The 22,924-nt window shown below is 61.3% G+C and carries 19 protein-coding genes and 1 tRNA gene; 6 read left to right on the top strand and 14 right to left on the bottom strand.

Going from position 1 to position 22,924, the window contains the following annotated elements:
- Window positions 1–34 precede the first annotated feature (34 nt).
- Window positions 35–1,888: an arginine--tRNA ligase gene (argS, locus tag AAAX75_RS06525; protein WP_055286535.1), complete on the bottom strand. Its 1,854-nt coding sequence runs from the start codon at window positions 1,886–1,888 to the stop codon at window positions 35–37.
- A 342-nt stretch (window positions 1,889–2,230) separates the two neighbouring features.
- Between argS and AAAX75_RS06520 the strand changes: the two genes are divergently transcribed.
- Entirely contained in the window at window positions 2,231–2,716 is a 486-nt protein-coding gene (locus AAAX75_RS06520; protein ID WP_006235480.1) for a CarD family transcriptional regulator, read from the top strand.
- A 359-nt stretch (window positions 2,717–3,075) separates the two neighbouring features.
- Window positions 3,076–3,834, top strand: coding sequence for a transposase (locus AAAX75_RS06515; protein WP_055310672.1), 759 nt, complete (start codon window positions 3,076–3,078; stop codon window positions 3,832–3,834).
- Between the two features lie 169 nt (window positions 3,835–4,003).
- On the opposite strand, the gene AAAX75_RS06510 is transcribed toward AAAX75_RS06515, so the two are convergent.
- Window positions 4,004–4,603 carry an HD domain-containing protein gene (locus AAAX75_RS06510; protein ID WP_349091515.1) on the bottom strand — a complete coding sequence of 200 codons (600 nt, stop codon included), beginning with the start codon at window positions 4,601–4,603 and terminating at the stop codon, window positions 4,004–4,006.
- A gap of 171 nt (window positions 4,604–4,774) precedes the next feature.
- Complete coding sequence (locus AAAX75_RS06505) at window positions 4,775–6,061, bottom strand: glutamate-5-semialdehyde dehydrogenase (RefSeq protein WP_349091514.1); 1,287 nt, start codon at window positions 6,059–6,061, stop codon at window positions 4,775–4,777.
- Between the two features lie 112 nt (window positions 6,062–6,173).
- Between AAAX75_RS06505 and AAAX75_RS06500 the strand changes: the two genes are divergently transcribed.
- Complete coding sequence (locus AAAX75_RS06500; protein WP_349091513.1) at window positions 6,174–7,592, top strand: alpha/beta fold hydrolase; 1,419 nt, start codon at window positions 6,174–6,176, stop codon at window positions 7,590–7,592.
- 99 nt (window positions 7,593–7,691) lie between these two features.
- Here AAAX75_RS06500 and proB read toward each other — a convergent pair whose 3' ends face one another.
- The 5 genes from proB to AAAX75_RS06475 form a co-directional block, all read right to left on the bottom strand.
- Window positions 7,692–8,819 (bottom strand): glutamate 5-kinase, encoded by a 1,128-nt coding sequence (gene proB / locus AAAX75_RS06495; protein ID WP_035137237.1) that lies wholly within the window; start codon window positions 8,817–8,819, stop codon window positions 7,692–7,694.
- A 79-nt stretch (window positions 8,820–8,898) separates the two neighbouring features.
- The gene (locus AAAX75_RS06490; RefSeq protein ID WP_349091512.1) at window positions 8,899–10,404 is read right to left on the bottom strand and encodes a nicotinate phosphoribosyltransferase; all 1,506 of its coding nucleotides are present in this window, start codon (window positions 10,402–10,404) and stop codon (window positions 8,899–8,901) included.
- 84 nt (window positions 10,405–10,488) lie between these two features.
- Window positions 10,489–10,947 carry a hypothetical protein gene (locus AAAX75_RS06485; protein ID WP_349091511.1) on the bottom strand — a complete coding sequence of 153 codons (459 nt, stop codon included), beginning with the start codon at window positions 10,945–10,947 and terminating at the stop codon, window positions 10,489–10,491.
- A gap of 64 nt (window positions 10,948–11,011) precedes the next feature.
- Window positions 11,012–11,084: transfer RNA gene (locus AAAX75_RS06480), tRNA-Ala, on the bottom strand.
- Between the two features lie 150 nt (window positions 11,085–11,234).
- Window positions 11,235–12,173, bottom strand: coding sequence for a radical SAM protein (locus AAAX75_RS06475; RefSeq protein ID WP_349091510.1), 939 nt, complete (start codon window positions 12,171–12,173; stop codon window positions 11,235–11,237).
- 525 nt (window positions 12,174–12,698) lie between these two features.
- On the opposite strand from AAAX75_RS06475, the gene AAAX75_RS06470 reads away from it, so the two are divergent.
- Window positions 12,699–13,898 carry an MraY family glycosyltransferase gene (locus tag AAAX75_RS06470; protein WP_349091509.1) on the top strand — a complete coding sequence of 400 codons (1,200 nt, stop codon included), beginning with the start codon at window positions 12,699–12,701 and terminating at the stop codon, window positions 13,896–13,898.
- Between the two features lie 159 nt (window positions 13,899–14,057).
- Window positions 14,058–15,107, top strand: coding sequence for a tryptophan--tRNA ligase (gene trpS, locus AAAX75_RS06465; protein WP_217107927.1), 1,050 nt, complete (start codon window positions 14,058–14,060; stop codon window positions 15,105–15,107).
- A gap of 393 nt (window positions 15,108–15,500) precedes the next feature.
- Here the strand turns inward: trpS and AAAX75_RS06460 are convergent, their stop codons facing one another.
- The 5 genes from AAAX75_RS06460 to pckA form a co-directional block, all read right to left on the bottom strand.
- Window positions 15,501–15,821: an MGMT family protein gene (locus AAAX75_RS06460; RefSeq protein WP_217107928.1), complete on the bottom strand. Its 321-nt coding sequence runs from the start codon at window positions 15,819–15,821 to the stop codon at window positions 15,501–15,503.
- An 80-nt stretch (window positions 15,822–15,901) separates the two neighbouring features.
- On the bottom strand, window positions 15,902–16,756 hold the full coding sequence (locus AAAX75_RS06455; RefSeq protein WP_349091508.1) for a DegV family protein: 855 nt from the start codon (window positions 16,754–16,756) through the stop codon (window positions 15,902–15,904).
- Between the two features lie 119 nt (window positions 16,757–16,875).
- A complete protein-coding gene (locus tag AAAX75_RS06450; RefSeq protein ID WP_022093866.1) occupies window positions 16,876–17,325 on the bottom strand; it encodes a MarR family transcriptional regulator in 450 nt (149 codons plus the stop codon).
- A 173-nt stretch (window positions 17,326–17,498) separates the two neighbouring features.
- On the bottom strand, window positions 17,499–18,218 hold the full coding sequence (locus AAAX75_RS06445) for a B3/4 domain-containing protein (RefSeq protein WP_349091507.1): 720 nt from the start codon (window positions 18,216–18,218) through the stop codon (window positions 17,499–17,501).
- Window positions 18,219–18,445: 227 nt separating this feature from the next.
- Window positions 18,446–20,116, bottom strand: coding sequence for a phosphoenolpyruvate carboxykinase (ATP) (pckA, locus tag AAAX75_RS06440; RefSeq protein WP_349091506.1), 1,671 nt, complete (start codon window positions 20,114–20,116; stop codon window positions 18,446–18,448).
- A 351-nt stretch (window positions 20,117–20,467) separates the two neighbouring features.
- Between pckA and AAAX75_RS06435 the strand changes: the two genes are divergently transcribed.
- Window positions 20,468–22,048 (top strand): lipopolysaccharide biosynthesis protein, encoded by a 1,581-nt coding sequence (locus tag AAAX75_RS06435; RefSeq protein ID WP_349091504.1) that lies wholly within the window; start codon window positions 20,468–20,470, stop codon window positions 22,046–22,048.
- Between the two features lie 31 nt (window positions 22,049–22,079).
- Here AAAX75_RS06435 and AAAX75_RS06430 read toward each other — a convergent pair whose 3' ends face one another.
- Window positions 22,080–22,919: a metallophosphoesterase family protein gene (locus AAAX75_RS06430; protein WP_238023057.1), complete on the bottom strand. Its 840-nt coding sequence runs from the start codon at window positions 22,917–22,919 to the stop codon at window positions 22,080–22,082.
- Window positions 22,920–22,924: the final 5 nt, after the last annotated feature.

The following is a 22,924-nucleotide window of genomic DNA, read 5'->3' as shown; positions in this document are numbered from 1 at the left end:
TAAACCAAGTCTGTACGGTCAAATGACCCGTAGCTTACATCTGCTCGGGCGCGGAAACGCCAACGAGGGTGAGCACCAGGGCGAGCGTCACACGGACGGCATCGCAAGCGGCCAGACGGGCACGCGAAAGCTCGGGGTCGACGGGACGGCCCTCGCTCGGCAGCACCTGACAGGCAGCGTAGAAGCTGTGGAAGTCGCCGGCGAGTTCCTCAGCAAAGTGCGTCAGACGGAACGGGGCGCGGTCGCGAGCGCAGCTGGCGATGAGGTCGGTGAGCTCGTTGAGCTTGCGCGAAAGGGCGAGCTCGGTCGGGTCGGTCAGCAGCGAGTAATCGACGTTCTCACCGATGGCCTTGGCGGCGACGGCCTTCATGCCCATCTCGTCAGCCTGCTCGGGCGTAACGTCAGCGGCACGGCGCAGGATGGAGCACACGCGGGCGTGAGCGTACTGCACGTAGTACACCGGGTTGGAGTTGTCGCGCTTCTTGACGGCCTCAATATCGAAGTCGACCATCTGGTTGGAGCTCTTGGAGATGAGGGTGTACCGGGCAGCGTCGGAGCCGACCTCGTCGACGAGCTCCTGCAGGGTCACCATGGTGCCCTTACGCTTGGACATACGGACGGGCTTGCCGTTGCGCAGCAGGTTGACGAGCTGGCCCAGCAGAACCTCAAACTTGCCGGGGTAACCCAAGGCATCGCAGACGCAGCGGACGCGCTCGATGTAGCCGTGGTGGTCGGCGCCCCAGATGTCGATGACGTGGTCGACGCGCTGGAACTTATCCCAGTGATAGGCAACGTCGGAGGCGAAGTAGGTGTACTCGCCGTCGGACTTGATCAGAACGCGGTCCTTGTCATCGCCCAGGTCGGTGGAGCGGAACCACAGGGCGCCGTCCTTGGTGTAGAGATAGCCCATCTTGTCGAGCTTCTCAAAAGCGCGGTCAACGGCGGAGGTGCCGGCGGTCTCGCCCTCGGTGTCCTTCACATACAGCGAGCGCTCGGAGAACCAACGATCGAAGTCGCAGTTAACGGCATGGCAAAGGTCGCGCATGTTGTCGACCATCTTTACATAGCCGCGCTCGCGGAAGCTCTCCATGCGCTCCTGCGGATCGGCGTTGACCCACTTATCGCCGTCGGTGCGCCAGAACTCGGCGGCCTCGTCGATGATGTAGTCGCCGCCGTAGGAGTCCTTGCCCAGGGTCTCGGCAAAGTTGTCCTGATACGGATGGGTCTCGGGATGCTCGTCGTTCTCGTCGGCAACAAAGGCGTCGCGGTCGGCGATCAGCAGCTTGTGAGCCTCGTCGATATCCACGCCCTGCTTGGCGATGATGTCGGCAAGCTGCATATAGCGCGTGCTGATGGAGTTGCCGAAGGTGTTCATCTGAGAGCCGTGGTCGTTGATGTAGAACTCACGCTGGATGTCGTAACCGGCGTGATCCATAACGCGGCAGAGCGAGTCGCCCAGCGCGGCCCAGCGGCCGTGGCCGATGTGCATGGGGCCGACGGGGTTGGCGGAAACGAACTCGACCTGGGTCTTCAGGCCACCACCGACGTTGGACTTAGCGAAGTCCATACCCTTCTCGCGAGCCTCGCCAAAGATGGCATTCTTGACGGCAACGGAGAGGTAGAAGTTGATGAAGCCGGGGCCTGCGATCTCGACCTTCTCGATCGCGGGGTCCTCGGGCATATGGGCAACGATGGCCTCGGCGATCTTGCGCGGGGCGCAGTGGGCCAGCTTGGCGGACTTCAGGGCCATGGTAGAGGTCCACTCGCCATGAGAAGTGTCAGCCGGTCGCTCGATAGCGCAATCGTCAAGTTCAAATGCGGAAAGGTCGCCGGCCTCCTGGGCCGCAGCAAGCGCAGCGCGTACCAGCTCTTCAATCTTCTCGGGCATAGATCCTCCTTGTGTTAAAGCCCCCGAGCTCTTGGTCACTCGTAGGGCAAAAGCCAGAGTTTGTAGCACTCTATCACAAGCGACGGGCACTGTCGCAGGGTAAAGCTAATAGATATTGCATATGCACAAAAATGACTACAGCTTGTATGGAGTCACTCAAAGATGCCGGTCTGCCTGCAGATTATGCAGGCGTTGAAAATGCATAAAGGTGTGAATGAGCTGCGTCTGTTATCGAATACTCTTACCTATCAGAGTTGTGTGCTTTTCCTGCATAAAGTACGGGTTTGCGCACGTCAGCGTGTTATTCTAGACATACGTAAATTCGTATAAGTTGGAGGTAGCATGTTCTCAATCGGTCAACACGTCATTCATCCGGGCCAGGGAGTCTGCACCGTCGTCGGTTTTAGGGACGACACACCGCAGCCCATGCTGTTGCTCGAGACCAAGCAGGGACATGCGCAGACGATCCTCATGTACCCCGTGGCGCAGGCCGACCGTCTGCACGCCGCCATCTCTCAGCAAGATGCCGAGCACCTGCTGAGCCACTATGACGAGCTGGAGTGCGACACCTTTACCGAGCGCAACAGCTCGCTTGAGGAGACACACTTTAAGCAGCAGCTCAAGCTGGGCGCGCCCGAGACGGTCCGCGTGGCAAAGACCATGATGCACCGCATTCGCCAGGCCGAGGAAGCTGATAAAAAACCCAGCTCCTACTACATGCGCGTACTCAAGGAGGCCAAGCGCCGCTCCATCGAGGAGTTCGCCGTGGCCTTGGGCGTCACCGAGGAGGCCGCCGAAGCCCGCCTAGCCCAAGCCGCCCTCAACTAACCTGCCAAAAAGGGACAGGTTTATTTTGGCAGGTTTTATCTGGCCAAACGTCAACAAACAATCAGTAAATGGCCGAGTTCTCCGTTTTGTTTGTGAGCGCCCGGCCATTTTTCTATCGCCGTAGAAATGCGTGAAGCCCATTTGCGATGACATCATGCGAGGGGGACCGTCCAGATCGACGCAACTAACGCCCGCATCCACAACAAGCGCGCCCGTCTTGTTCAATTACCATTAAAAAGCATCAATTTGAAAACGCAATAACATTTCGGCAGGTAGCAGCTATGGTCGGTGAACTGAATCTCGACAACCGAAGCCTCCGAATGAGGTATCTTCAGCCCATCCAAGCTAAAGGAGGGGCCATGCCGAGAAAACCTCGTTCAAAGTCACCAACCGGTTATTTCCACGTCACGTTGCGTGGAAACGGAGGGCAATTGCTGTTTGACGATGCCGAGGACCGAATCGCCATGCTTCAGATCCTCGATGCGATTCTCCCCAAACACAATATCGAGCTTATCGCTTGGTGCCTTATGGGAAACCACATTCATCTGCTCATCGACGATCCGGACGACCGCAAGAGCGACGCGATGCACGCGGTAGCCGTATCGTATGCGGGCAGGTACAATGCGCGGACGGGACATATCGGCCACGTGTTTCAGGAGCGGTTTTGGGATTCGCCCATTAAGTCGGAAGTATATTTACTCGAGGCAATTCGATACATTCATCTGAATCCACAAAAAGCAGGACTGGCGGCATACGACGAATATCCCTGGAGCAGCCATCGCGAGTATCTAATGAGTGCCAGGTCACGGCCGCATGTCACCGGCAGCGTTGTCGGTGTTTTATTCCCAACACCTCGCTCATACCTTCAGCTCATGGAAAGTGCGCCGTCGCTTCCCTATCGCCCCAGCGCAACAGCCAAGGTTCGCGAGGAAGATCTATGCGAATTTGGCACGGCAATCGTGCAGAGTGTCGCAGGATGTGCTCCGACGGAACTCAAATCCGTCTCCAAGCCACTTCGCAATGAGGCGATTCTCGCGCTTCGAAAAGAAGGGTTAACGGTTAGGCAGGTTCAGCTGTTGACCGGACTAGGGACATGGATTATCAAGAACGCGTCCTAGCGTCGCGCTTGCCGAGTTACGAGTACGGCGAAGCGCAGCTGCCTGCCGCGAGGCGCCGCCATTCGCCAACGTCACCATGTCAAACAGAAAACGCTTCCGCTGAATAACGTCCAACGGAAGCGTTTTCCCAGATAAAACCTACCAAAAAAACCTGTCCCTTTTTGGCAGGTTAGGCCTGGAAGGTGTCGCGGTCGGGCGCGAAGGACTGCATGGCCGCGATGGTGCGGTCGAAAAGCTCGGGGAGCTCCCAGCCCAGCATCTCGGCGCCCTGCGTAATCACGTCGCGCGAGCAGCCGGCGGCAAAGCGCTTGTCCTTGAACTTCTTCTTGAGCGACTTGGTCGTAAAGTCCATGACGCTTTTGCTCGGACGCATGATAACGGCGGCCCCGATCAGGCCGGTAAGTTCGTCGCACGCAAATAGGATCTTCTCCATCTGCGACTCGGGCTTGGGCAGCGAGGCGTTGAAATCGGACGTGTGCGTCTGGATGGCGCGGATGAGCTCGGGCGATGCGCCCTCGCCCTCCAGAATCTTGGCAGCATAGATGGTGTGGTTCACGGGGTCGTCCTCATGCTCCTCCCAATCCAAGTCGTGCAGCAGGCCGACGATACCCCAAAACTCCTCGTTCTCGGGGTCGAACTCGCGTGCAAAGTAGCGCATGGTGCCTTCGACCGTCTCGCCGTGGGTGATGTGGAACGGATCTTTGTTGTGCTCGTTGAGCAGTTCGAACGCACGGTCACGGGTGATTCCGGCGGAAAGCGTCTGAGACATGGCAATACCTCCAGGTGAGTCGGTGCTAGGACACGGTGTCACTATCGTATATCGCCGCGGCTCAAGCCGAAAGGCAGAAAAGGCATACGGAGAAAAAAGCCGGGCGAACGCGTCGCCCGGCAAAACCGCAGATAAAACCTGCCAAAATAAACCTGTCCCTTTTTGGTAGGTTTAGGGGCGGACCTGGCCGGTGCCGCGGAGCTTGTATTTGTAGGTGGTGAGGGCCTCGGCGGCAAAGGGGCCACGGGCGTGGAGCTTTTGGGTCGAGATGCCGATCTCGGCGCCCAGGCCAAACTCGCCGCCGTCAGTGAAGCGAGTGCTGGCGTTGGAGTACACGGCCGAGGCATCGACCGCATCCAGGAAGCGCTCGCAAGCATCCGTGTCCTCGGCAACGATGGCCTCGGAGTGCATCGTGCCGTAGCGATTGATGTGTACGATGGCCTCGTCCTCGTTTGCCACGACCTTCACGCTCATCTCGAGAGCCAGGTACTCGCGACCCCAGTCCTCCTCAGTCGCGACGACGTAGTTGTCGCCCTCGGCAAGCCCAGCGTCGGCGCATGCGGCGCACGTGGCCTCGTCGCCGTGAATCAGTACGCCGTGGTCGTGCAGCACGACCAAGACCGCCGGCAAAAACGAATCTGCCACGGCACGGTCGACCAGCAGCGACTCGGCGGCATTGCACACGCCCACGCGCTGGGTCTTGGCATTGACGATAATGTTGAGCGCCTTATCAAAGTCGGCGGATTCATGCACGTAGATGTGGCAGTTGCCAGTGCCCGTCTCGATCACCGGCACAAGCGACTCGCGCACGCAGCGCTGGATCAGGCCTGCACCGCCGCGCGGAATGAGCACGTCGACGATACCGCGGAGCTTCATGAGCTCGCCAGTGGCTTCGCGGTCGGTGGACTCGATCATCGACACGGCCTCGCGCGGGAAGCCCTTGGCCTCGAGCGCATCGGCCAGCAGCTCGGCGATCATGGCACACGAGTGATAGGCCAGCGAGCCGCCGCGTAGAATGCAGGCGTTGCCGGTACGGATGCAGATGCCTGCGGCGTCGGCCGTCACGTTGGGGCGCGCCTCGTAGACCATGGCGACCAGGCCCAACGGCACGCTCACGCGGGTCAGGTCCACACCGCTCGCAAGCACGCGGTGGTCGAGCACGCGGCCGACGGGATCGGGCAGCTCGGCGAGCTTCTCCAGGCCGGCGGCCATGCCCTCGACGCGCTCGGGCGTCAGCAGCAGGCGATCGAGCAGTCCGGCCGAGGTGCCCGCATCGCGCGCGGCGGACATATCGAGCTCGTTGGCGGCGACGATGGAGTCGACACCGTTGCGCAGTGCTGCGGCCATGGCGCGCACGGCCTCCTGACGCTGCTCATCGCTCGCCGTGGCAAGCGAGGCCGACGCTGCCTTGGCGGCAACGGCAAGATCGTGGACATACGTGGCTATATCGACCGACATGGGCGGCCCTTTCTCCTAGAAGTTTGCAACCATGGTAGCCGATTTGCGCATGGCCTCGCCCGCGGCGGTAGAATTGGTCAACCCGAAACACCGCAACGAACGGAAGACTCACATGGCCCTCATCACTTCGTACCACGTCCCCGGCCTTTATGTCGAGGACCACAGCATCGACGTCCCCCTTGACTGGCGCGGCCTGGAGCCGATGCTTTTGGCCGTCGGTAGCACCATGCGCCGCGGCGCTATGCCGGCACCAATCGCCGGCGCGCCCGAGAGCATCAAGCTCTTCTACCGCGTGGTTTGCGCGCCCGACCGCATCAACGACGATCTGCCGCTGCTCCTGTTTTTGCAGGGCGGCCCCGGCGGTGAGAGCCCGCGTCCGCTGTCGCCCACAAGCGACGGCTGGATCGAGGAGGCCGTCAAGCACTTCCGCGTCGTCCTGCCCGACCAGCGCGGCACCGGGCGCAGCAGCTGTGTAGACGGGCGCACGATTGCCGCACTGGGCGAGCGCGCGACGGCGGCCGACTCCGATGCCGCACGCTCGCAGGCTGACTTCCTCAAGCGCCACCTCGCCAGCTCCATCGTGCGCGATTTTGAGTACCTGCGCCTGGTGGGCTTTGGCGGCAAGCCCTGGGTCACACTCGGGCAGAGCTACGGCGGCTTTTTGACGTTGAGCTATCTGTCGCTCTTCCCCGAGGGCATAGCGGCAAGCTTTACCTGCGGCGGCATCCCCCACGTGCCGGCGAGCGCAAGCGAGGTCTACGCGCACACCTTCCCGCGCATGGCCGCCAAGACGCAGCAGTATTACGACCGCTACCCCGCTGACGTCGACCGCGTGGCAGCCCTGGCCGATGCGCTCGAGGCCCAGAAGCCCGTGCTGCCCGACGGCTCGCCGATGACGGTCGAGCGCCTACAGCTCATGGGCAGCGACTTTGGCATGAAGCCGAGCTTTGAGCGCATGCATTGGATTATCGATCACGCGTTTGTTACTGGCGACGGTACGCTTAGCTGCGGCTCCTCGGTATCCGACAGCTTTTTGATGCGCGCCTTCGAGCGCACCAACACGCGTACAAACCCGCTGTACTGGACGCTGCAGGAGTTTATCTACGCCGACGGCGACACCATGCCCATTCGCTGGGCCGCAGCAGAGGAGAAGGCCCATCGTGCCGAGTTCGACACACTCGCGCGCCCGCTCATGTTTACCGGCGAGGCCATGTTCCCGTGGATGTTTGAGCAGATGCCCGAGCTTATGCCGTTTAAGCCCGCCATGGACCTGCTGATGGAAGACACCAGCTGGGACAAGATCTACGACCCGCAGCGCCTAGCCTGCAACGAGGTGCCACTCCAGGCCGCGGTGTATTTCGACGATATGTACGTCGATTCGGGCATGCAGCTCGATACGCTCAGCCGCGTGGGCAACTCGCATGCCTGGGTGACCAACGAGTTCGAGCACGACGGCCTGCACGGCAGCGTGGTGTTCAAGCACCTCTTCGACGAAGCGCTCAACCGCGGAGACCTGCGCCGGATCTTCTAGCTAAGGAGTGTCCCAAAGTGCCGGCACATAAGGAACGTCCCCAAGTGCCGGCACGAGAAAGACAGCGCTGCAGGAAACGATCCGCAGCGCTGTCTTTCTTTATGCAAATACGATCAAGTTATCCCTGTGTATCGCCGGCTTCTCGGCCAGGTTAGCGAGCAGGCGGTTGCTGGCGATCTGGTCCTGGCGGCGGCCGGCTGCAAGCTCCAGCACGTCCGAATCGGCCTCGGCGATACCGCGGGCGACGACCATACCGCTCGGATCGCACACGTCGAGCACATCGCCCTCGGCAAACTGGCCATCGACCTCGCGAATACCCACCGCAAGCAAGGAAGAGCCACGGCTAACCAGCGCCTTCGCAGCACCATCATCAACCGTCACCGACCCATGTGCCTTGTCGCCCAGCGCGATCCACAGCTTGCGGGGTGCGATGTCCAGACGCTCCGCCGGCGGATCGAACAGCGTGCCCACGCTCTCGCCGCGGGCGAGGCGCACGAGCGCATCGGGCTCCTCGCCCGAGCAAATCACGCTCTGAATGCCCGCCGTCATCAGGATGCGGCTCGCGCGGATCTTGGTAATCATGCCGCCCGTGCCCACCGATGTGGAAGAATCGCCCGCCGAGGCAATAATCTTGGCATCGATCTTATGCACGACAGGAACAAACTCGGCCGTGGGGTCCTCATGCGGATTGGCAGTATAGAGACCATCGATGTCCGAGAGCGTCACGCACAGATCGGCAGATACCAGGCAGCTCACGAGCGCCGCCAGTGTGTCGTTGTCGCCAAACTTGATCTCGTCGACGGTAACGGTGTCGTTCTCGTTGACGACCGGCACCACGCCCAGCTCCACCAGACGCAGCAGGGCGTCGCGCGCGTGCAGGTAGGACGTGCGACGCGCCGTGTCGTGACGCGTGAGCAGCACGAGCGAGGTGAGCAGGTCGCGCGCATGGAACTCCTCGTCGTAGGCCGACGAGATGATGCACTGACCAGCCGAGGCGCAGGCCTGCAGGCTCGGAAGGTCGCCGACCGGCTTGCGGTCGAAGCCCAACACGGGATAGCCACAGGCAATAGCGCCCGAGCTCACCACGACCAGACGCCAGCCGAGCTTGCGCAGCGCTGCGGCTTGATCGGCAAGTCCGCCGATAAAGGCGCGGTTGACCTTGCCATCGGCGCCCACCACCGTGGACGAACCGATCTTTACCACCATCGTTTTATAAGAAGTCGTCATACGTCAAACCAATCAACTGTTCAGCGAACGGCCGAGCTGGCGGCCAAGGGAGCGTGACTCGCCCCTACCGCCCAAGGAATCATTTTGCCCAGGGGAAAGCCGAGGACGCGGCCATGTTCTTGCGCACGAGCTCGTCGCGCACCTGAGCCAGGCCCTGCTCCATGCCCACCACATAGGTCTGCGGGTACAGGAAGCGCTTGAAAGCTGCGTCCAGATGATCGAGCGCCCAAACACAGCGCTCGCGCGCGTCCTGGATGCTCTCACGCGGAGCCACTGCACTGCCATCGCGCACGATCGGCACCAGCAGCTCGCGATACTCAAGCTCCGACACGTCGGTCACCAGGGCGGCATCATTCACGGCCACGAGGGTATTGCCGCGCGCGGCGCCCTCCCCCACCAGATGGTCCTCGTCGTAGATCATGTCGCAGACCGGGCCGCCAAAGCCGTCGTAATAACGGCGCACGCGCTGCACGCCCGGGATCGTGCGCTTGTAGGGCTGTTCGGAGAGCTTGACCACCGGCGTCCACGGGTCGGCCTCGCTCGCACGGCGGGCGGAAAGCTTGTACACGCCGCCCAGCGCCGGCTGGTCGTAGCAGGTCGCGAGCTTGGTGCCCACGCCAAAGCTATCGATGGGCGCGCCCTGGTCGAGCAGCGACTGAATCGTGTACTCATCCAGATCGTTAGAAACCGAGATCCCCACATAGGGCAGGCCCTCGGCATCGAAACGACCGCGGACATACTTGGAGAGCTTGGCGAGATCGCCCGAGTCAATGCGAATAGCCGACAGGCGCTCGCCCACCGCCTCCATCTCCTTGGCGACCGTAATGGCATGCTCGCAGCCCTCGCGCACGTCATAGGTGTCGATGAGCAGTGTACAGTTCTTGGGGCTCGACTTGGCAAAGGCGCGGAAGGCCTCGAGCTCGGAATCGAAGCTCATCACCCAGCTGTGCGCATGCGTGCCAAAGACGGGAATACCGTAGCGGCGGCCGGCGAGCACATTGGACGTAGAGGAGCAGCCGGCAACGTAGCTCGCGCGCGCAACGGCCAGGCCGCCATCGGGACCCTGGGCTCGGCGCAGGCCAAACTCCGCCACGGGGCGACCGTCGGCGGCGAGCACCACGCGCGCCGTCTTGGTGGCGACAAGCGTCTGGAACCCGACGATGTTGAGCAGCGCCGTCTCGAGCAGCTGGCACTCCAGCGCGGGGCCGGTGACGCGCACCATGGGCTCGCGCGGAAAGACGAGCTCGCCCTCGGGCACGGCGTCGATGTTTACATGCGCACGAAAATCGCGCAGATAGTCGAGGAATGCGGACTTGAACATCGCGCCGCCGGCCGGGGCCTCAAGCGAGGCAAGGTAGTCGATGTCCTCGGGCGTAAAGCGCAGATTCTCGACTAGCTCGGGCAGCTCGGCGGTGCCGCACATGACGGCATAGGCGCTGCCAAAGGGATGGTCGCGGTAAAACGCGGTAAAACAACCCTGCTCATTGGCCTTGCCGCTCTCCCACAGGCCCTGGGCCATAGTGAGTTCGTACAGATCGGTGAGCATTGCGATGTCGGTGGGATGAGAGATATCGGTCAAAGCCATGGGGCGACCTTTCGGATGTGTGGTGCAGAATTTGAGGGTTGGACGAGAGCAGAGCATGCGGACATGACGCCCGATGCAAATCGGTTAGAGCAGGCCCATGCTGGTCAGGATCGTGTAGCCCATAAAGATGACAAACGCGATGAGGGCAAGGACAATGATGATTTTTTGAGCCGGCGCCATGCCAGGGATCTCGTTCTCGCCCGTAGGTTCCTTGGAGGTAACCATGCGCTGGGCAAAGGTCATCTCGTCACGGCTCGGCTTGGGCTCGACGGACTTAAGACGAGCGGCCTTTTTAGGCTGAGGTTTGGGCGCGGCAGGTGCAGGCTTCGCAGCAGCGGGCTTGGGTGCGGGCGCGGGCTTGCGCTCGGATGCGGCGTTCGAGGCGACCTCCTCGGCCTTCGCACGCTCGGCGCGCAGGGCAGCCAGCTCCTCACGCTCGCGACGGGCCTCTTCCCGAGCCTCGCGGCGGGCCTTCTCAGCGCGGAGCTCTTCCAACTCAGCGCGCTCCTCGTCGGACAATGGTTGGGACTCAAGCTCTGCCATGGTATAGCCCTTTCTTTTAAAAAAAGCCGCCGACACAATGTCAGCGGCTTATCAAATCCAAGGGTGGAGACGAAGGGAGTCGAACCCTCGGCCTCTGCCATGCGACGGCAGCGCTCTCCCAACTGAGCTACGTCCCCAGGACAAGTCGATATTTTACCTACGGCTCGCCAACTGTCAACGCCCAATAACCAGTCTTTTTGGGGCGCGGCTATTTTGGCAACTTTTCGAACAGGCGATCCTCTCGATGATTTTTTATCCCCGTCCCAGAAAAATCATCGACGAACGCACTACTTTGCGCTGGTAAGAACACCGGTGGTGTCGAAGGCCGGGGTGAAGCTCTCGTCTACCGCGCCGCCCTCTTGCCAGAACATCGTCGTAAAACCCAGGTCGTCGGCATGGTCGAGCACCTGCTCGTACTCCTCACGCGTCACGGCGCGTGCCAGGTCGCCGCCCTGCTCGCGCATGAGCGCATTGGGCGTGTACTGGTTCATGACCGAGATCGGCACGTCGCCCACCGTCTGCCACACTAGGTCCAGTACGCGACACGAATCGTCCGCATGCCCCGGAAGCACCAGGTGGCGCACGATCATACCGCGCTTCATAAGCCCGTCCTCGTCCACCAACTCTCCCCCGCGGCGCTCGATCTCGCGCGCCATCTGGGCCAGGCCCGACACGGCCACACACGGATAGTCCTTAATATGAGAAAGCGACTGCGCAAGCTCGGCATCGGCATATTTAAAGTCGGTAAGCCACACATCGACCAGGTCGCCGAGCGCCGCCACGGCACTCGCGCGCTCATAACCGCTCGTGTTGTAGACGATTGGGATGACCAGCCCGCGCGCCCGTGCCGCGGCAATCGCGGCAGGCAACAGGTGCGCATAGTGCGTCGCCGTCACCAAATTGATGTTGTTGGCACCCTGGTCCTGCAGTTCCAGCATAATCTCGACCAGGCGCTCAGGCGAAATCTCAAGGCCAAAATTGCCGGTCGAGATCTCGTGGTTCTGGCAGTAGATACATTTGAGCGAGCAGCCGCTAAAGAAGATCGTGCCCGAACCGGCCTCGCCCGAGATAGGCGGCTCCTCCCACATATGAAGCGCGGCGCGGGCCACCTTGAGCGTGTCGTTAGCACCGCAGACGCCGTGCGCACCCTCATCGCGCGCCGCACCGCAACCGCGCGGACACAAATGACAGGCGGGCGAAAAAAGTTCGGTCAACGACGTCGGCATAAAACCATGCTCCAAAACAACGATTCAGCAGCTCAAACGTAAAGGGATCAACCCCACAGACGGCTCGAGCCCAAGGCGCCGTAATCGTCCGACACGATTTTTGTAATGTCAAGACTGGAATCGATAAAGTGCCGCTTTATGATGTAGGTATTCCGCCCCCCGCGGAGCAACTGGGTGAACCGTCGCGTTTATTTAGGGAGCCCACACAGTCGTACCTAGTACAGGTATCCTTCGTTGTTAAGGACGCTGGAACAGTCGATGAGGGCACCCACCTGTTTTAGGTGGGTTCATTTTCGTAACGTGGGGGGTGGTTTTCTTTTGCCGAAAATCACCATTACAGTCCATATGGATCCCCGCCGGCATCCCGACAAGCCATCGACAACATCCCAATATCTGGTAAGCGCGTGATTATCGCTGCGTGCAATTCCATGCACCCCCCTTGGTCGAGTATTATGGTCCGGCTATGCCCTTTGCGCATGGCGTTCTTCTGACCTTTTCCTTCGACGCTTGGCGGTTTTTAGATTCATGGCTTCATCCCCGAACTACATACCGTACCTATGCGTGGCAGCGGCGGCCTTTATCACGACCTTCCTCGCGGTGCCCCTGGTCAAGCGCTTGGCAATTAAGCTCGATGCCGTCGACTATCCTTCTAAGCGCCGCATCAACACCAAGCCCATCCCACGTTTGGGCGGAGCGGCGGTGTTTTTGGGCCTGGTCGTTGCCTGCATTGTGCAAATCCTAGGCACCTGGTACCTAGGCTGGCCACCCGTCCTGGTGCCGCACCCGCGCCTTCACATTAGCTATCCCATGCTGGCGCTCTCCTTTACCGTCATCTTTGCGACCGGCGCTATCGACGACGTCTTCCAGCTCACGCCCAAGCAAAAGCTGGCCGGACAAGTCCTCGCCGCGCTTATCGCCTGTATCGGCGGCCTAAAAATCGGCGTCATCGTCAACCCGTTTGCCCCCGGCGAGATCATGCTCGGATGGCTCGCCTACCCCATCACCGTGATCTATCTGGTGGCATTCACCAACATCATTAACCTCATCGACGGCCTCGACGGCTTGGCCACGGGCATCTGCGGCATCGCGTCATTCACCATGTTCTCGATGGCCGTGCTCTCGGGCCGCATCGACGCCGCCGCGCTCTCTATTGCGCTCTTTGGCGCCTGTCTAGCCTTTTTGCACTACAACTTCAACCCCGCAAGCATCTTCTTGGGCGACTCGGGGTCGCTGCTGCTGGGCTTTGCGCTGGGCTCCATCTCGCTGCTCAACGTGAGCCGCACCGCCGCACTCACCTCGCTTATCATCCCGCTCATCGTTGCCGGCGTGCCCATCATCGACACGTTTAGCGCCATTGTGCGCCGCAAGCGCGCCCACATTAGCATCGGGCAGGCCGACAAGGGCCACATCCACCACCGCCTGATCCAAGAAGGCTACAACCAAAAACAGGCCGTGCTGCTCATCTATGCCTGGTGCATCATGCTTTCGGCCGGCGCCGCCGCGATTAACCAGGTCGAGGTGCCCATGCGCGTGCTCATCTTTACCGTGCTCGCCATTGGCTCGGCGGCCTTTGCCAAGCATCTACATCTGTTTGAGCCCGTGCTGCGCCACCATTACAACAAGCGCACGCACGAGGACGAGCTCGTCACCCCCGACGACCCCGCCTTTAAGCAGGAGGAGCAGGCAGCCGAGGAGCGCAAAGAAGAGCGCCACCACAAGCTCTAGGGTAAGCTGCCGAGGATGTGCCAAGGCGTTGGCAGCCGTTCGCGCGAACGCCGCGGCGGACTTGAAAGCCGGCCCCTGGCAGTCCCTCACCCACTCACGCCCACCCCTCTCAATAAACACGCTATCATCAAAACCTGCGAACGAACGTTAGGAGCAATCATGCCAAACGAGAACAGCTACGAAGTCGCGCTGCAAAAGAGCAACGCCATTCGCGAGGGCCTGACCAAGACGCCCGAGAAGTTCACCATGCTTACCGGCGACCGCCCCACCGGCCGTCTGCACCTGGGTCACTACTTTGGCACCCTCAAGGGCCGCGTGGAGCTGCAGAACATGGGCGCCAGGACCAACGTACTCATCGCCGACTACCAGGTCATCACCGACCGCGACACCACCGAGCACATCCAGGACAACGTGTACAACATGGTCATGGACTACCTTGCCTGCGGCATCGACCCCGACAAGACCATGATCTACGCGCACTCCGCCGTGCCCGCCGCCAACCAGCTCATGCTGCCGTTCCTGTCGCTGGTGTCCGAGGCCGAGCTGGCGCGCAACCCCACGGTCAAGGCCGAGATGGAGGCCTCGGGGCACGAGCTCACCGGCCTTCTGCTCACCTACCCGGTGCACCAGGCCTGCGACATCCTGTTCTGCAAGGGCAATGTGGTGCCCGTCGGCCGCGACCAGCTGCCGCACATCGAGCTCACCCGCACCATCGCCCGCCGCTTTAACAACCGCTACGGCAAGGTGTTCCCCGAGGTCGACGCGCTGCTGTCCGAGACCCCGCTGCTGCCCGGCCTGGACGGTCGCAAGATGAGCAAGAGCTACGGCAACGCCATCAACATCTCGATGACCGCCGAGGAGACGGCCAAGCGCATCAAGAAGAGCCAGACCGACTCCGAGCGCATGATCACGTTCGATCCCGAGAACCGCCCCGGCGTGTCCGGCCTGCTTTCGACGGCCGCCATCTGCACCGGCCGTTCCGAGGTCGAGATTGCCGAGGAGATTGGCATGGGCGGCTCCGGCCAGCTCAAGAAGTACGTGACCGAGGCCGTCAACGAGTACTTCGCACCGATCCGCGAGCGTCGCCAGCGCTACGAGAACGATCTGGACTATGTGAAGGACGTCCTTCACGAGGGCAACCGTCGCGCCAACGAGATCGCCGATCAGACCCTGGCAGAGGTTCAGGACGCCATGGGCATGGTGTACTAGACCGATTTGCTGGCTTGAGCTTTCGATTGCTTTAGGGCGGGCGCTACGACGTCCGCCTTTTTCGGAGCCGGACTGCTTCGGCTCCGCCCATTGCACTCCCCCGATAAACAGGAACGGGCCCGCCGGCAGTCAGTTGCCGGCGGGCCCGTTCCCGAAGTACACCGTTGAATCGCACAGAGGGGAGGAATGCGAATCAAACTCAACAGGGCAGGCTTTTTCATCGCCTATTGCCTGCTCCGTTGCTGAAACCAATATAGTTCACCGTGGTTTACTTTGCAGGATCAATATCCGCCGCCATAGCTTCTCCATAAGTTAGCCCTGGTAAACCTGAAACAGAAAACCACCACAAAGGGGACAGGCACCTTTGTGGTGGTTCTGGCCACGGCAGAGCTGTTAGAGTCCGGCAGGCCAACGACAGACGGCCAGGTCGACGTGCATGTCGTCCTTAAACGCCACACCCTCCCCTAGCAAAAGCTCACGTTGAGCATCGGGACCGCCAAAAGCAAAACCCTCGCATATGCGCCCGTCGGCAAACACCACGCGGTGACAGGGAATCTCGCCGGGGCGCGGATTGCTATGCAGGGCATACCCCACATACCGCGCACTTCGTGGTCGACCGGCAAGCAGCGCCACCTGACCATACGTGGCGACCATCCCCTCGGGGATCTGCTCGACCACCTCGTACACCCGTTCAAAAAAGCCCTCAGACGCCATTGCTCGCTCCCTTCTACCCTGAAAAGCATAAACCACCGCAAAGGGGACAGGCACCTTTGTGGTGGTTTATGGCAGGTCGGTTAGTTGGCGGGCTGGAAGAAGGCTACGGCTACGGCGCCAGGGCCTACGTGGGTACCGATGGTGGCGCCGATGGTGTGAACGGGCAACTCGCCCTCGGTGTGGCCAGCCCAAAGTGCCGCGCTGTCCTCGATATACTTCTTGAGCACCGCATCCGAAAGACCCGTATAGCCGAGCGCCAGCGGCATGGAAAAGTCGATGCCGCCCGCCTTTTCGACCTTTTGGTTCAGCAGGTTGCGGCCGTTCTTGGAACCGCGCGCCTTGTCCAGCTGCACGATCAGACCGTCCTCGACAGCCACCACAGGCTTTACGTTGAGCAGCGTGCCCACGGCGCCGGCCGCAGCAGACAGACGACCGCCGCGCACCAGGTACTCCAGCGTCTCGAGCAGGCCGATGACGACCACGCGGTCACGGACGGCCTCGACGGCCGCCGCGATCTGGGCCGCACTACGGCCCTCGTTCACCAGGCGCAGGGCATACTCGACCAGGACACGCTCGCCCAGAGTGACGTTATTGCTATCCACCACGTACACGTCGCCGCCCGGCGCCTCGGCAAGTGCGGTACGGGCACTCTGATTTGTACCCGAAAGCTTAGCGCCCACGGTAATAATCACGGCCTCGTCGCCGGCCTCACGCGCCTCGGCGATGGCCTGCGAAAACGCGTACGGGTTGACCTGGCCGGTCTTGGGCAGCTCATCGCGCTCCACGAGCATCTCGTAAAAGCGCTGGTGATCGATGTCGATGCCATCCATGTACACATCGGTGCCAAAGGTGACGGACAGCGGCAAAACGGCCAGTGCTGGGTGCTCGGCCGGCGACATATCGCTTGCGGAATCGGTAATAATGCGGACGGACATAGCGAATCCTTTCTTGCGCAGGTCCCGCGCAGGGAATTTTGACAGCAAGGCCCCGGCACGGTATACGCGCTCAAACGGGACTATGCAGTTGTTAATGGGAAGCAAATACCTTGGCGGCCTTAGATCTCGCGCAAGGTATTGAGAATCGTGCGCAGCGACGCGTACATCTGCTCGCGCTGCTCCACGCCCATGGCCTTACCGGTGGTGTCGAGCACTTCGCGAATGATGCGATCGGCCTCGCTCATGCTCTCGCCGCCCAGGGCAGTCAGGCGCACCGGGGCACGGTACTTGACGGCCGCATCACCCGAGTCATCGACCTCGACGTAGCCGCCCTCCTCCAGATGTGCCAGTGTGCGCGAAACGGCGGCTCGGGTAACGCCGGCCATGCGGGCGAGGTCGGCGCCAGTCAGGCCGTCCTTGCTGCGCTCAAGATAGTACAGGCACATGACGTCGGAGCCCTTGAGGCCCAGCCTTGCACCTTCGGACGTCTTGATGCGCTGAATCTCCTTGTAGAGCCCGCTGATCAGTCCGACAAAGTCCTCGAAACGTGTCTCGTCGTTCTGCTGCATGGGAGACGACCGCCTTTCGCTTGCATAATGCTTACGGGTAAACATCTTAGTCGCATAAGGCGACACCCGTACCCAAATACCCCATTTGTTAACCCATCAACATAAAAACCACCACAAAGGGGACAGGCACCTTTGTGGTGGTTTTGACCGGCGAACATGATCCGCAGGCGTCGCTACAGCTCCACGCAGGGATTGTCGCGGGTCACAAGCGTCTTAACAAGAACGTTGGCGCCCAAATAGTGCTCAAGAAGCTCGGCCAAGCGATCGATGGCGGCCTGACAGTCCTCCATGCGCTCGGGCTCAACACATTCAATCGCCAAAAACGCGTCGGCCGAATCGTCGGACAGAGCCGTTCGAACGCCGTCGCGCCAGTTCCAGCAGCGGCACACGGCGCCCGCATCGTCGATGTAGGCCAGCTCGCCGGGCAGCGTCGGGTCATCCGCTTCCTCGCCAAGCGGCAAGAACGCATCGCCACCATCGGTCACCTTCAAGCGAAGATCTCCCTCAATCGCATGCAGGTCCTCGCCGCCAACGGGCAGCGCATAAGTCAACGAAATCGTGTTGTAGATATCCACCGCCGGTGTGATGTGGCCGACCGGCTTGCCTTTGAGCACGCGCTTGAGCAGGTTCTCAACTGAGCAACGCGCGCCCTTCTTGGTCTTGAACAGGCGATACGCCTCGCGCCATGCCTTAACCGGCGCGTTCTCGCTGATAGTGTCGCTGGTCAGATGACGCTCCGCATCGATATTGGCGCGGTCGAGCAACGCCGCAATCGCATCCACGTCCTCTTGAGGAATCTGAGCCGTGGGCTTCATGCCCTCCACGACCACAACACCGACCGCTGCCTGCGGAAACAGCTCCCAGAATGAATCCTCGGCAATAAAGCTCTTCATACGCTCTCCCTTCATTATGCGCGCCCGAGTGAGGGCGCCTAAACAAAAAGCGCCCTCACGACGGCCACCTTCAAAGTCCTACGGTGCCGTCACAAGAACGCTTGCGCTGTCCCCATCCGGAGAAGGGGACGATATGTCAGGCGTATTGTAACCCGAGTCATCCACGCGAGCAAAACCACCACAAAGGCGCCTGTCCCCTTTGTGGTGGATATGGACTCACGGCGAAGCTAGTGGCGAAGTCCCAGCAACCCGCGGCCGCGATGACGGGCGTCGGCGTGTACTTGAGCGTGCGGGCCGGCGGCTTTGACGGACTCGGGCAGGTGCGAGTACTTCTTCTCGAAGTTCTCCTCGAACATCACTGCCAGGTTGTGCGCGGCCTCGTCATAGCGCGCGGTGCTCTGCCAGTATTGGCGCGGCATCAGGATGCCATCGGGCACGCCGTGGCACGTCGTGGGAATGTCGACGTTAAAGATGTCGTCGTGCACGAACTCGCTGTCCTCGATGGTGCCGTCGAGGGCGCGCGCGACCAGCGAGCGCGTGTAGGCAAGCTCGATGCGATGGCCCACGCCGTAGCCGCCGCCAATCCAGCCGGTGTTGACCAGGTACACGCGCGTGCGGCCGTCGGCAATGCGCTCGCCAAGCATCTTGGCGTAAACCATGGGGTCGAGCGGCATAAACGGCTCGCCGAACAGCGAAGAGAACGTGGGCGTGGGCTCGGTGACGCCGACCTCGGTGCCGGGAATCTTAGCCGTAAAGCCCGTCACAAAGTGGTACATAGCGGCATCGGCCGTCAGGCGTGAGATGGGCGGCAGCACGCCAAAAGCGTCGCAAGTCAGGAACAGCACGACACTCGGAGTGGTGCCCATGCCCTTAGTCCACGCGTTAGGAATGTGCTCCACGGGATAGGCCACGCGCGTGTTGTGCGTGATCGAGATGTCGTCGTAGTTGGGTTTGCGGTTCTCATCGAGCACCACGTTTTCGCAAATGGCGCCAAAGCGGACAGCGTTGAAGATCTCGGGCTCGTGGAAGGCGTCCAGGCCCTCGCATTTTGCGTAGCAGCCACCCTCGATGTTGAAGATACCCATGTCGGACCAACCGTGCTCGTCGTCGCCGATCAGCAGGCGCGTGGGATTGGCCGAAAGCGTGGTCTTGCCCGTGCCGGACAGGCCAAAGAACACGGCAGTCTCGTGCGTGACGGGATCCATGCTGGCCGAGCAATGCATGGGCAGCACGTCGTCCTCGACGGGCAGCAAGTAATTCATAACGCTGAAGATGGACTTTTTGATCTCGCCGGAGTAGCCGGTACCCGCGACCAAAATCACGCGCTCCTGGAAGTTGATGACCACGGCGGCGCTGGAGTTGAGGCCCTTGATGGCAGGGTCGCATTGGTAGCCCGGCGCGGCGAGCACGCAGAAGTCCGGCTCGCCGGTGCGCGCGATTTCGCGGGCGAGCGGGCGGGCGAGCATCTGCTTAATGAAGAGCGCCTGGCTGGCACGCTCGCAGGCGACGAGCAGGCGGCGCGTGTGGTTGCGGTCGGCGCCGGCCATGCCGCGGGTGACGAACACATCGCGCTCGTTGAGATAGTCGACGATGCCGGCTTTGATGACCTCGTAGCTTTCGACGGACAGCGGGCGGTTGACGGCGCCCCAGGCAATCTTGTCGTGGACATCGGGGGTGTCAACGATAAAGCGGTCGTTGGGCGAACGTCCGGTACGCTCCCCCGTCTCGATCACCAGCGCGCCGTTGGATGCCATGCGGCCTTCGTTGCGGCGGATGGCATGCTCGACGAGCTCGGCGGCGGGTAGATCGACCAGCAGACGGGGCTGATTCTCGGCGGGATCTTCAACGAGCGTAATACCAAAGTTGGACAAAACTTCTGCAGGGGTAACACCAGGCATGGGGCCTCCTTTAAAAACGCGACACATGGACGCGGCGCGCACTTTACTCACGTAAAGCCCGTTGTACCCGATATGCAAAAACGTTTTTGCGGCAAGGGTGCCAAGCCCGCCCAACGGTCAAAAATCGCAGGCAAGCGGCCTAGTCATTGGGGACGTTCTTAAACGACTAGTCGTTGGGGACACTCTTGAACAGGCAACATTCAAGGAGTGTCCCCGGATGCCGGCACTTAAGGACGTTCCCAAAGTGCCGACTACTGAATGGCGCCGCCGAAATTATTGAACAACCTGTTCAAAAATACGAATGGATACCACCGCGACTATACTAGAGTGCAGCAATAGAAAGGACCTACTTTGAGCATCACGCCCCTCGATAGCATTCGCCGCGCCATCGCCCGCCGCAATGGCGTCGCCGACCCCGCCGTAGCGGGCAACGGCACCGCAAGGGCCCAGGGCGGACGCATCGAGAACGGCCTGTTCCCCGCCTCCCACACGGCCGAAGAGCTCGCGCGCATCCAGGAGCTGAGTCAGCGCAACGCCGGCGGGCCCGATAGCAGCCAGGCCACGCGCCGTCGCCGCGAGCGCGATCGCCAGCCCGGCCCCGTCCGCCGCATGGTCAACGCTTGGTGGAACCGTCTGCTCGGCGCCGTCTACGGCGGCGGCTTCTCCATGCAGGAAGCGGAATACGAGGAGCACGCCACCAGTCGCGACTATCTTTGGAACACCCTCGGCACCGCCGTGTGGGGCTTGGCGTTTCCGCTGCTCACCATCGTGTCTACGCAGCTCGTGGGCGCCGAAGAAGCCGGCAAGTTCTCCATCGCCTTTGTCACCGGCACGCTCATCATGATCGCGTGCAACTACGGCGTGCGCAATTTCCAGGTCTCAGACATCGACGAAAAGACGTCCTTTGCCTCCTACCAGCTCAACCGCTGGCTTTGTGGAGCGCTCGCCCTAGGCTGCGGCTTCATGTACAGCAGCGCCCGCGGCTATGACGCGCAGATGGCGACGATCGGCCTGGGCGTCTACCTGTATAAGGTCATCGACGGCGTCGCCGACGTGTACGAAGGCCGCCTGCAGCAGGCCGACAAACTCTACTTGGCTGGAATGAGCCAAACGCTACGCTCCGTCGGCGTCATCGCGGTCTTTAGCGTGGCGCTGTTCCTCACGCGCAGCATGCCCATCGCGGCCATGGTCATGGGTGTCACCGCGATCGCCTCGCTCGTGCTGGTCACCGCGCCGCTTGCCCTGCTCGAGACCGAAAAATCGCGCCGCGTGAGCCTGCGCGAGGTCGGCCACCTGTTTGTCCAGTGCGCCCCGCTCTTTGGTGCACTGTTCCTGTTCAACCTAATTGAGAGCATGCCCAAGTTTGTGATGGAAGGCACGCTGGCATACAAATATCAGCTGTACTTTAATGCCCTGTTCTTTCCGGCGCAGGCTATTTTGCTGAGCATTGGATTTATCTATAAACCGCAGCTTCTGCGCTTGTCGAGCATTTGGGCTAATCCTCGCAAGCGTCATCGCTTTGACCTGATTATTGTTGCCGTTATGGCGCTGATCGTGGTCATCACCGGCGTGTGCGCCGCATTTATGGCAGGTCCCGGTATTCCCCTCATGAGCTTGATGTACGGCCTCAGCTTTGAGCGCTACCGTACGCTGGCGTTGCTGATGGTCGTCGCCGGCGGCGTCACCGCGGCCATCGACTTTATCTACGCCATCATCACGGTGCTACGCCACGCTGGAGACGTCACCAAGATCTACCTGATCTGCTTCGCCGTAAGCGTGGTGCTGCCGGTGATCCTGGTTAAGCTGCTGGGTCTGATGGGCGCTGTGGTGAGCTACCTAGCCATCATGGCCCTACTCCTGGTGCTGCTGATAATCGAGTACGCCAACATCCGCCAACGCATCGAACGCGACCGCAACCCATACGGTGCCTAATTGCAGCGGTGGGGGTAGCTAATTTGGGACATCATTCGCCCGGGTTGATGTTCGCGTAGAACTCGGCCCCGTCGTCCAGGCGCAGGATGCCCACGCGGCCGAACTCGGAGCCGGTGGCGGCGGCGCAGTCGATGTCGATGCGATCGGGCACACCAGCAGTGTCCTCGCCGCCCAAGCGCACGATCTGCCCGCGTCCCGATTCCTCATCGAGCCCCGCCAGACCACCGACCTCGCAATAGCGCCCAAGCGATACCGTGGGCGTGTGACCGCTCACCACGACCGGGCCCTTGCCCTCGGCAGAAAGCAGCCCGGTCGACGCATCCCAATAGCCATGACGAATCCACAGCAGGTCATCGGACGACTGCACCGCGAGCATCTGCTGCAGCAGCTCGCGATCGGCACCCACCGCTCCAACGCCATCGGCACAATCGACGCCATGCTCAAGCAAAAACGCCTGCGCCGCCTCGGTCTCAATACCGGCATGTACCAGCAGATACGGGCGCTCCTCGGTCTCGACCACCGCGTAGAGCGGCAGCGCGGCCATCCATCGCACGAGCTCCTCGTATGCCTCAAATTCCATGTCGTTGAGCTGCTCACGCGTCGTCCAGCCACCGTTGATATCCCAGGTCTCGGCATCGAGTGGATCCTGGCCAATGATGGCATCGAGCATGATCTGCTCGTGATTGCCCTTGAGCACGCGGGCGTTGGGCAGCGAGCGCACGAGCTTAATAACGCCGACCGGATCGGGCCCGCGATCGATCATGTCGCCCAACACGTACAGCGTGTCGTCGGACGTCAACGAGATCTTAGACAGGGCCTCGTCAAGCGCACGCACGTGCCCGTGAGCATCAGATGTCACATAGATCGCCATGGTAC

It is taken from the genome of Collinsella sp. CLA-ER-H7 (assembly GCF_040092345.1).
Classification (GTDB): Bacteria; Actinomycetota; Coriobacteriia; order Coriobacteriales; family Coriobacteriaceae; genus Collinsella.
This window is presented reverse-complemented; position numbering and strand designations above follow the sequence as displayed.

What these genes read in the sequence shown, in the direction of transcription:
- AAAX75_RS06470 (WP_349091509.1), top strand. Translation starts at nt 12,699, where the DNA reads ATGGCTTCATCCCCGAACTACATACCGTACCTATGCGTGGCAGCGGCG.
- AAAX75_RS06450 (WP_022093866.1), bottom strand. Translation starts at nt 17,325, where the DNA reads ATGCAGCAGAACGACGAGACACGTTTCGAGGACTTTGTCGGACTGATC.
- AAAX75_RS06475 (WP_349091510.1), bottom strand. Translation starts at nt 12,173, where the DNA reads ATGCCGACGTCGTTGACCGAACTTTTTTCGCCCGCCTGTCATTTGTGT.
- proB (WP_035137237.1), bottom strand. Translation starts at nt 8,819, where the DNA reads ATGACGACTTCTTATAAAACGATGGTGGTAAAGATCGGTTCGTCCACG.
- trpS (WP_217107927.1), top strand. Translation starts at nt 14,058, where the DNA reads ATGCCAAACGAGAACAGCTACGAAGTCGCGCTGCAAAAGAGCAACGCC.
- AAAX75_RS06520 (WP_006235480.1), top strand. Translation starts at nt 2,231, where the DNA reads ATGTTCTCAATCGGTCAACACGTCATTCATCCGGGCCAGGGAGTCTGC.
- argS (WP_055286535.1), bottom strand. Translation starts at nt 1,888, where the DNA reads ATGCCCGAGAAGATTGAAGAGCTGGTACGCGCTGCGCTTGCTGCGGCC.
- AAAX75_RS06500 (WP_349091513.1), top strand. Translation starts at nt 6,174, where the DNA reads ATGGCCCTCATCACTTCGTACCACGTCCCCGGCCTTTATGTCGAGGAC.
- AAAX75_RS06445 (WP_349091507.1), bottom strand. Translation starts at nt 18,218, where the DNA reads ATGAAGAGCTTTATTGCCGAGGATTCATTCTGGGAGCTGTTTCCGCAG.
- AAAX75_RS06430 (WP_238023057.1), bottom strand. Translation starts at nt 22,919, where the DNA reads ATGGCGATCTATGTGACATCTGATGCTCACGGGCACGTGCGTGCGCTT.
- AAAX75_RS06490 (WP_349091512.1), bottom strand. Translation starts at nt 10,404, where the DNA reads ATGGCTTTGACCGATATCTCTCATCCCACCGACATCGCAATGCTCACC.
- AAAX75_RS06460 (WP_217107928.1), bottom strand. Translation starts at nt 15,821, where the DNA reads ATGGCGTCTGAGGGCTTTTTTGAACGGGTGTACGAGGTGGTCGAGCAG.
- AAAX75_RS06515 (WP_055310672.1), top strand. Translation starts at nt 3,076, where the DNA reads ATGCCGAGAAAACCTCGTTCAAAGTCACCAACCGGTTATTTCCACGTC.
- AAAX75_RS06455 (WP_349091508.1), bottom strand. Translation starts at nt 16,756, where the DNA reads ATGTCCGTCCGCATTATTACCGATTCCGCAAGCGATATGTCGCCGGCC.
- pckA (WP_349091506.1), bottom strand. Translation starts at nt 20,116, where the DNA reads ATGCCTGGTGTTACCCCTGCAGAAGTTTTGTCCAACTTTGGTATTACG.
- AAAX75_RS06505 (WP_349091514.1), bottom strand. Translation starts at nt 6,061, where the DNA reads ATGTCGGTCGATATAGCCACGTATGTCCACGATCTTGCCGTTGCCGCC.
- AAAX75_RS06510 (WP_349091515.1), bottom strand. Translation starts at nt 4,603, where the DNA reads ATGTCTCAGACGCTTTCCGCCGGAATCACCCGTGACCGTGCGTTCGAA.
- AAAX75_RS06485 (WP_349091511.1), bottom strand. Translation starts at nt 10,947, where the DNA reads ATGGCAGAGCTTGAGTCCCAACCATTGTCCGACGAGGAGCGCGCTGAG.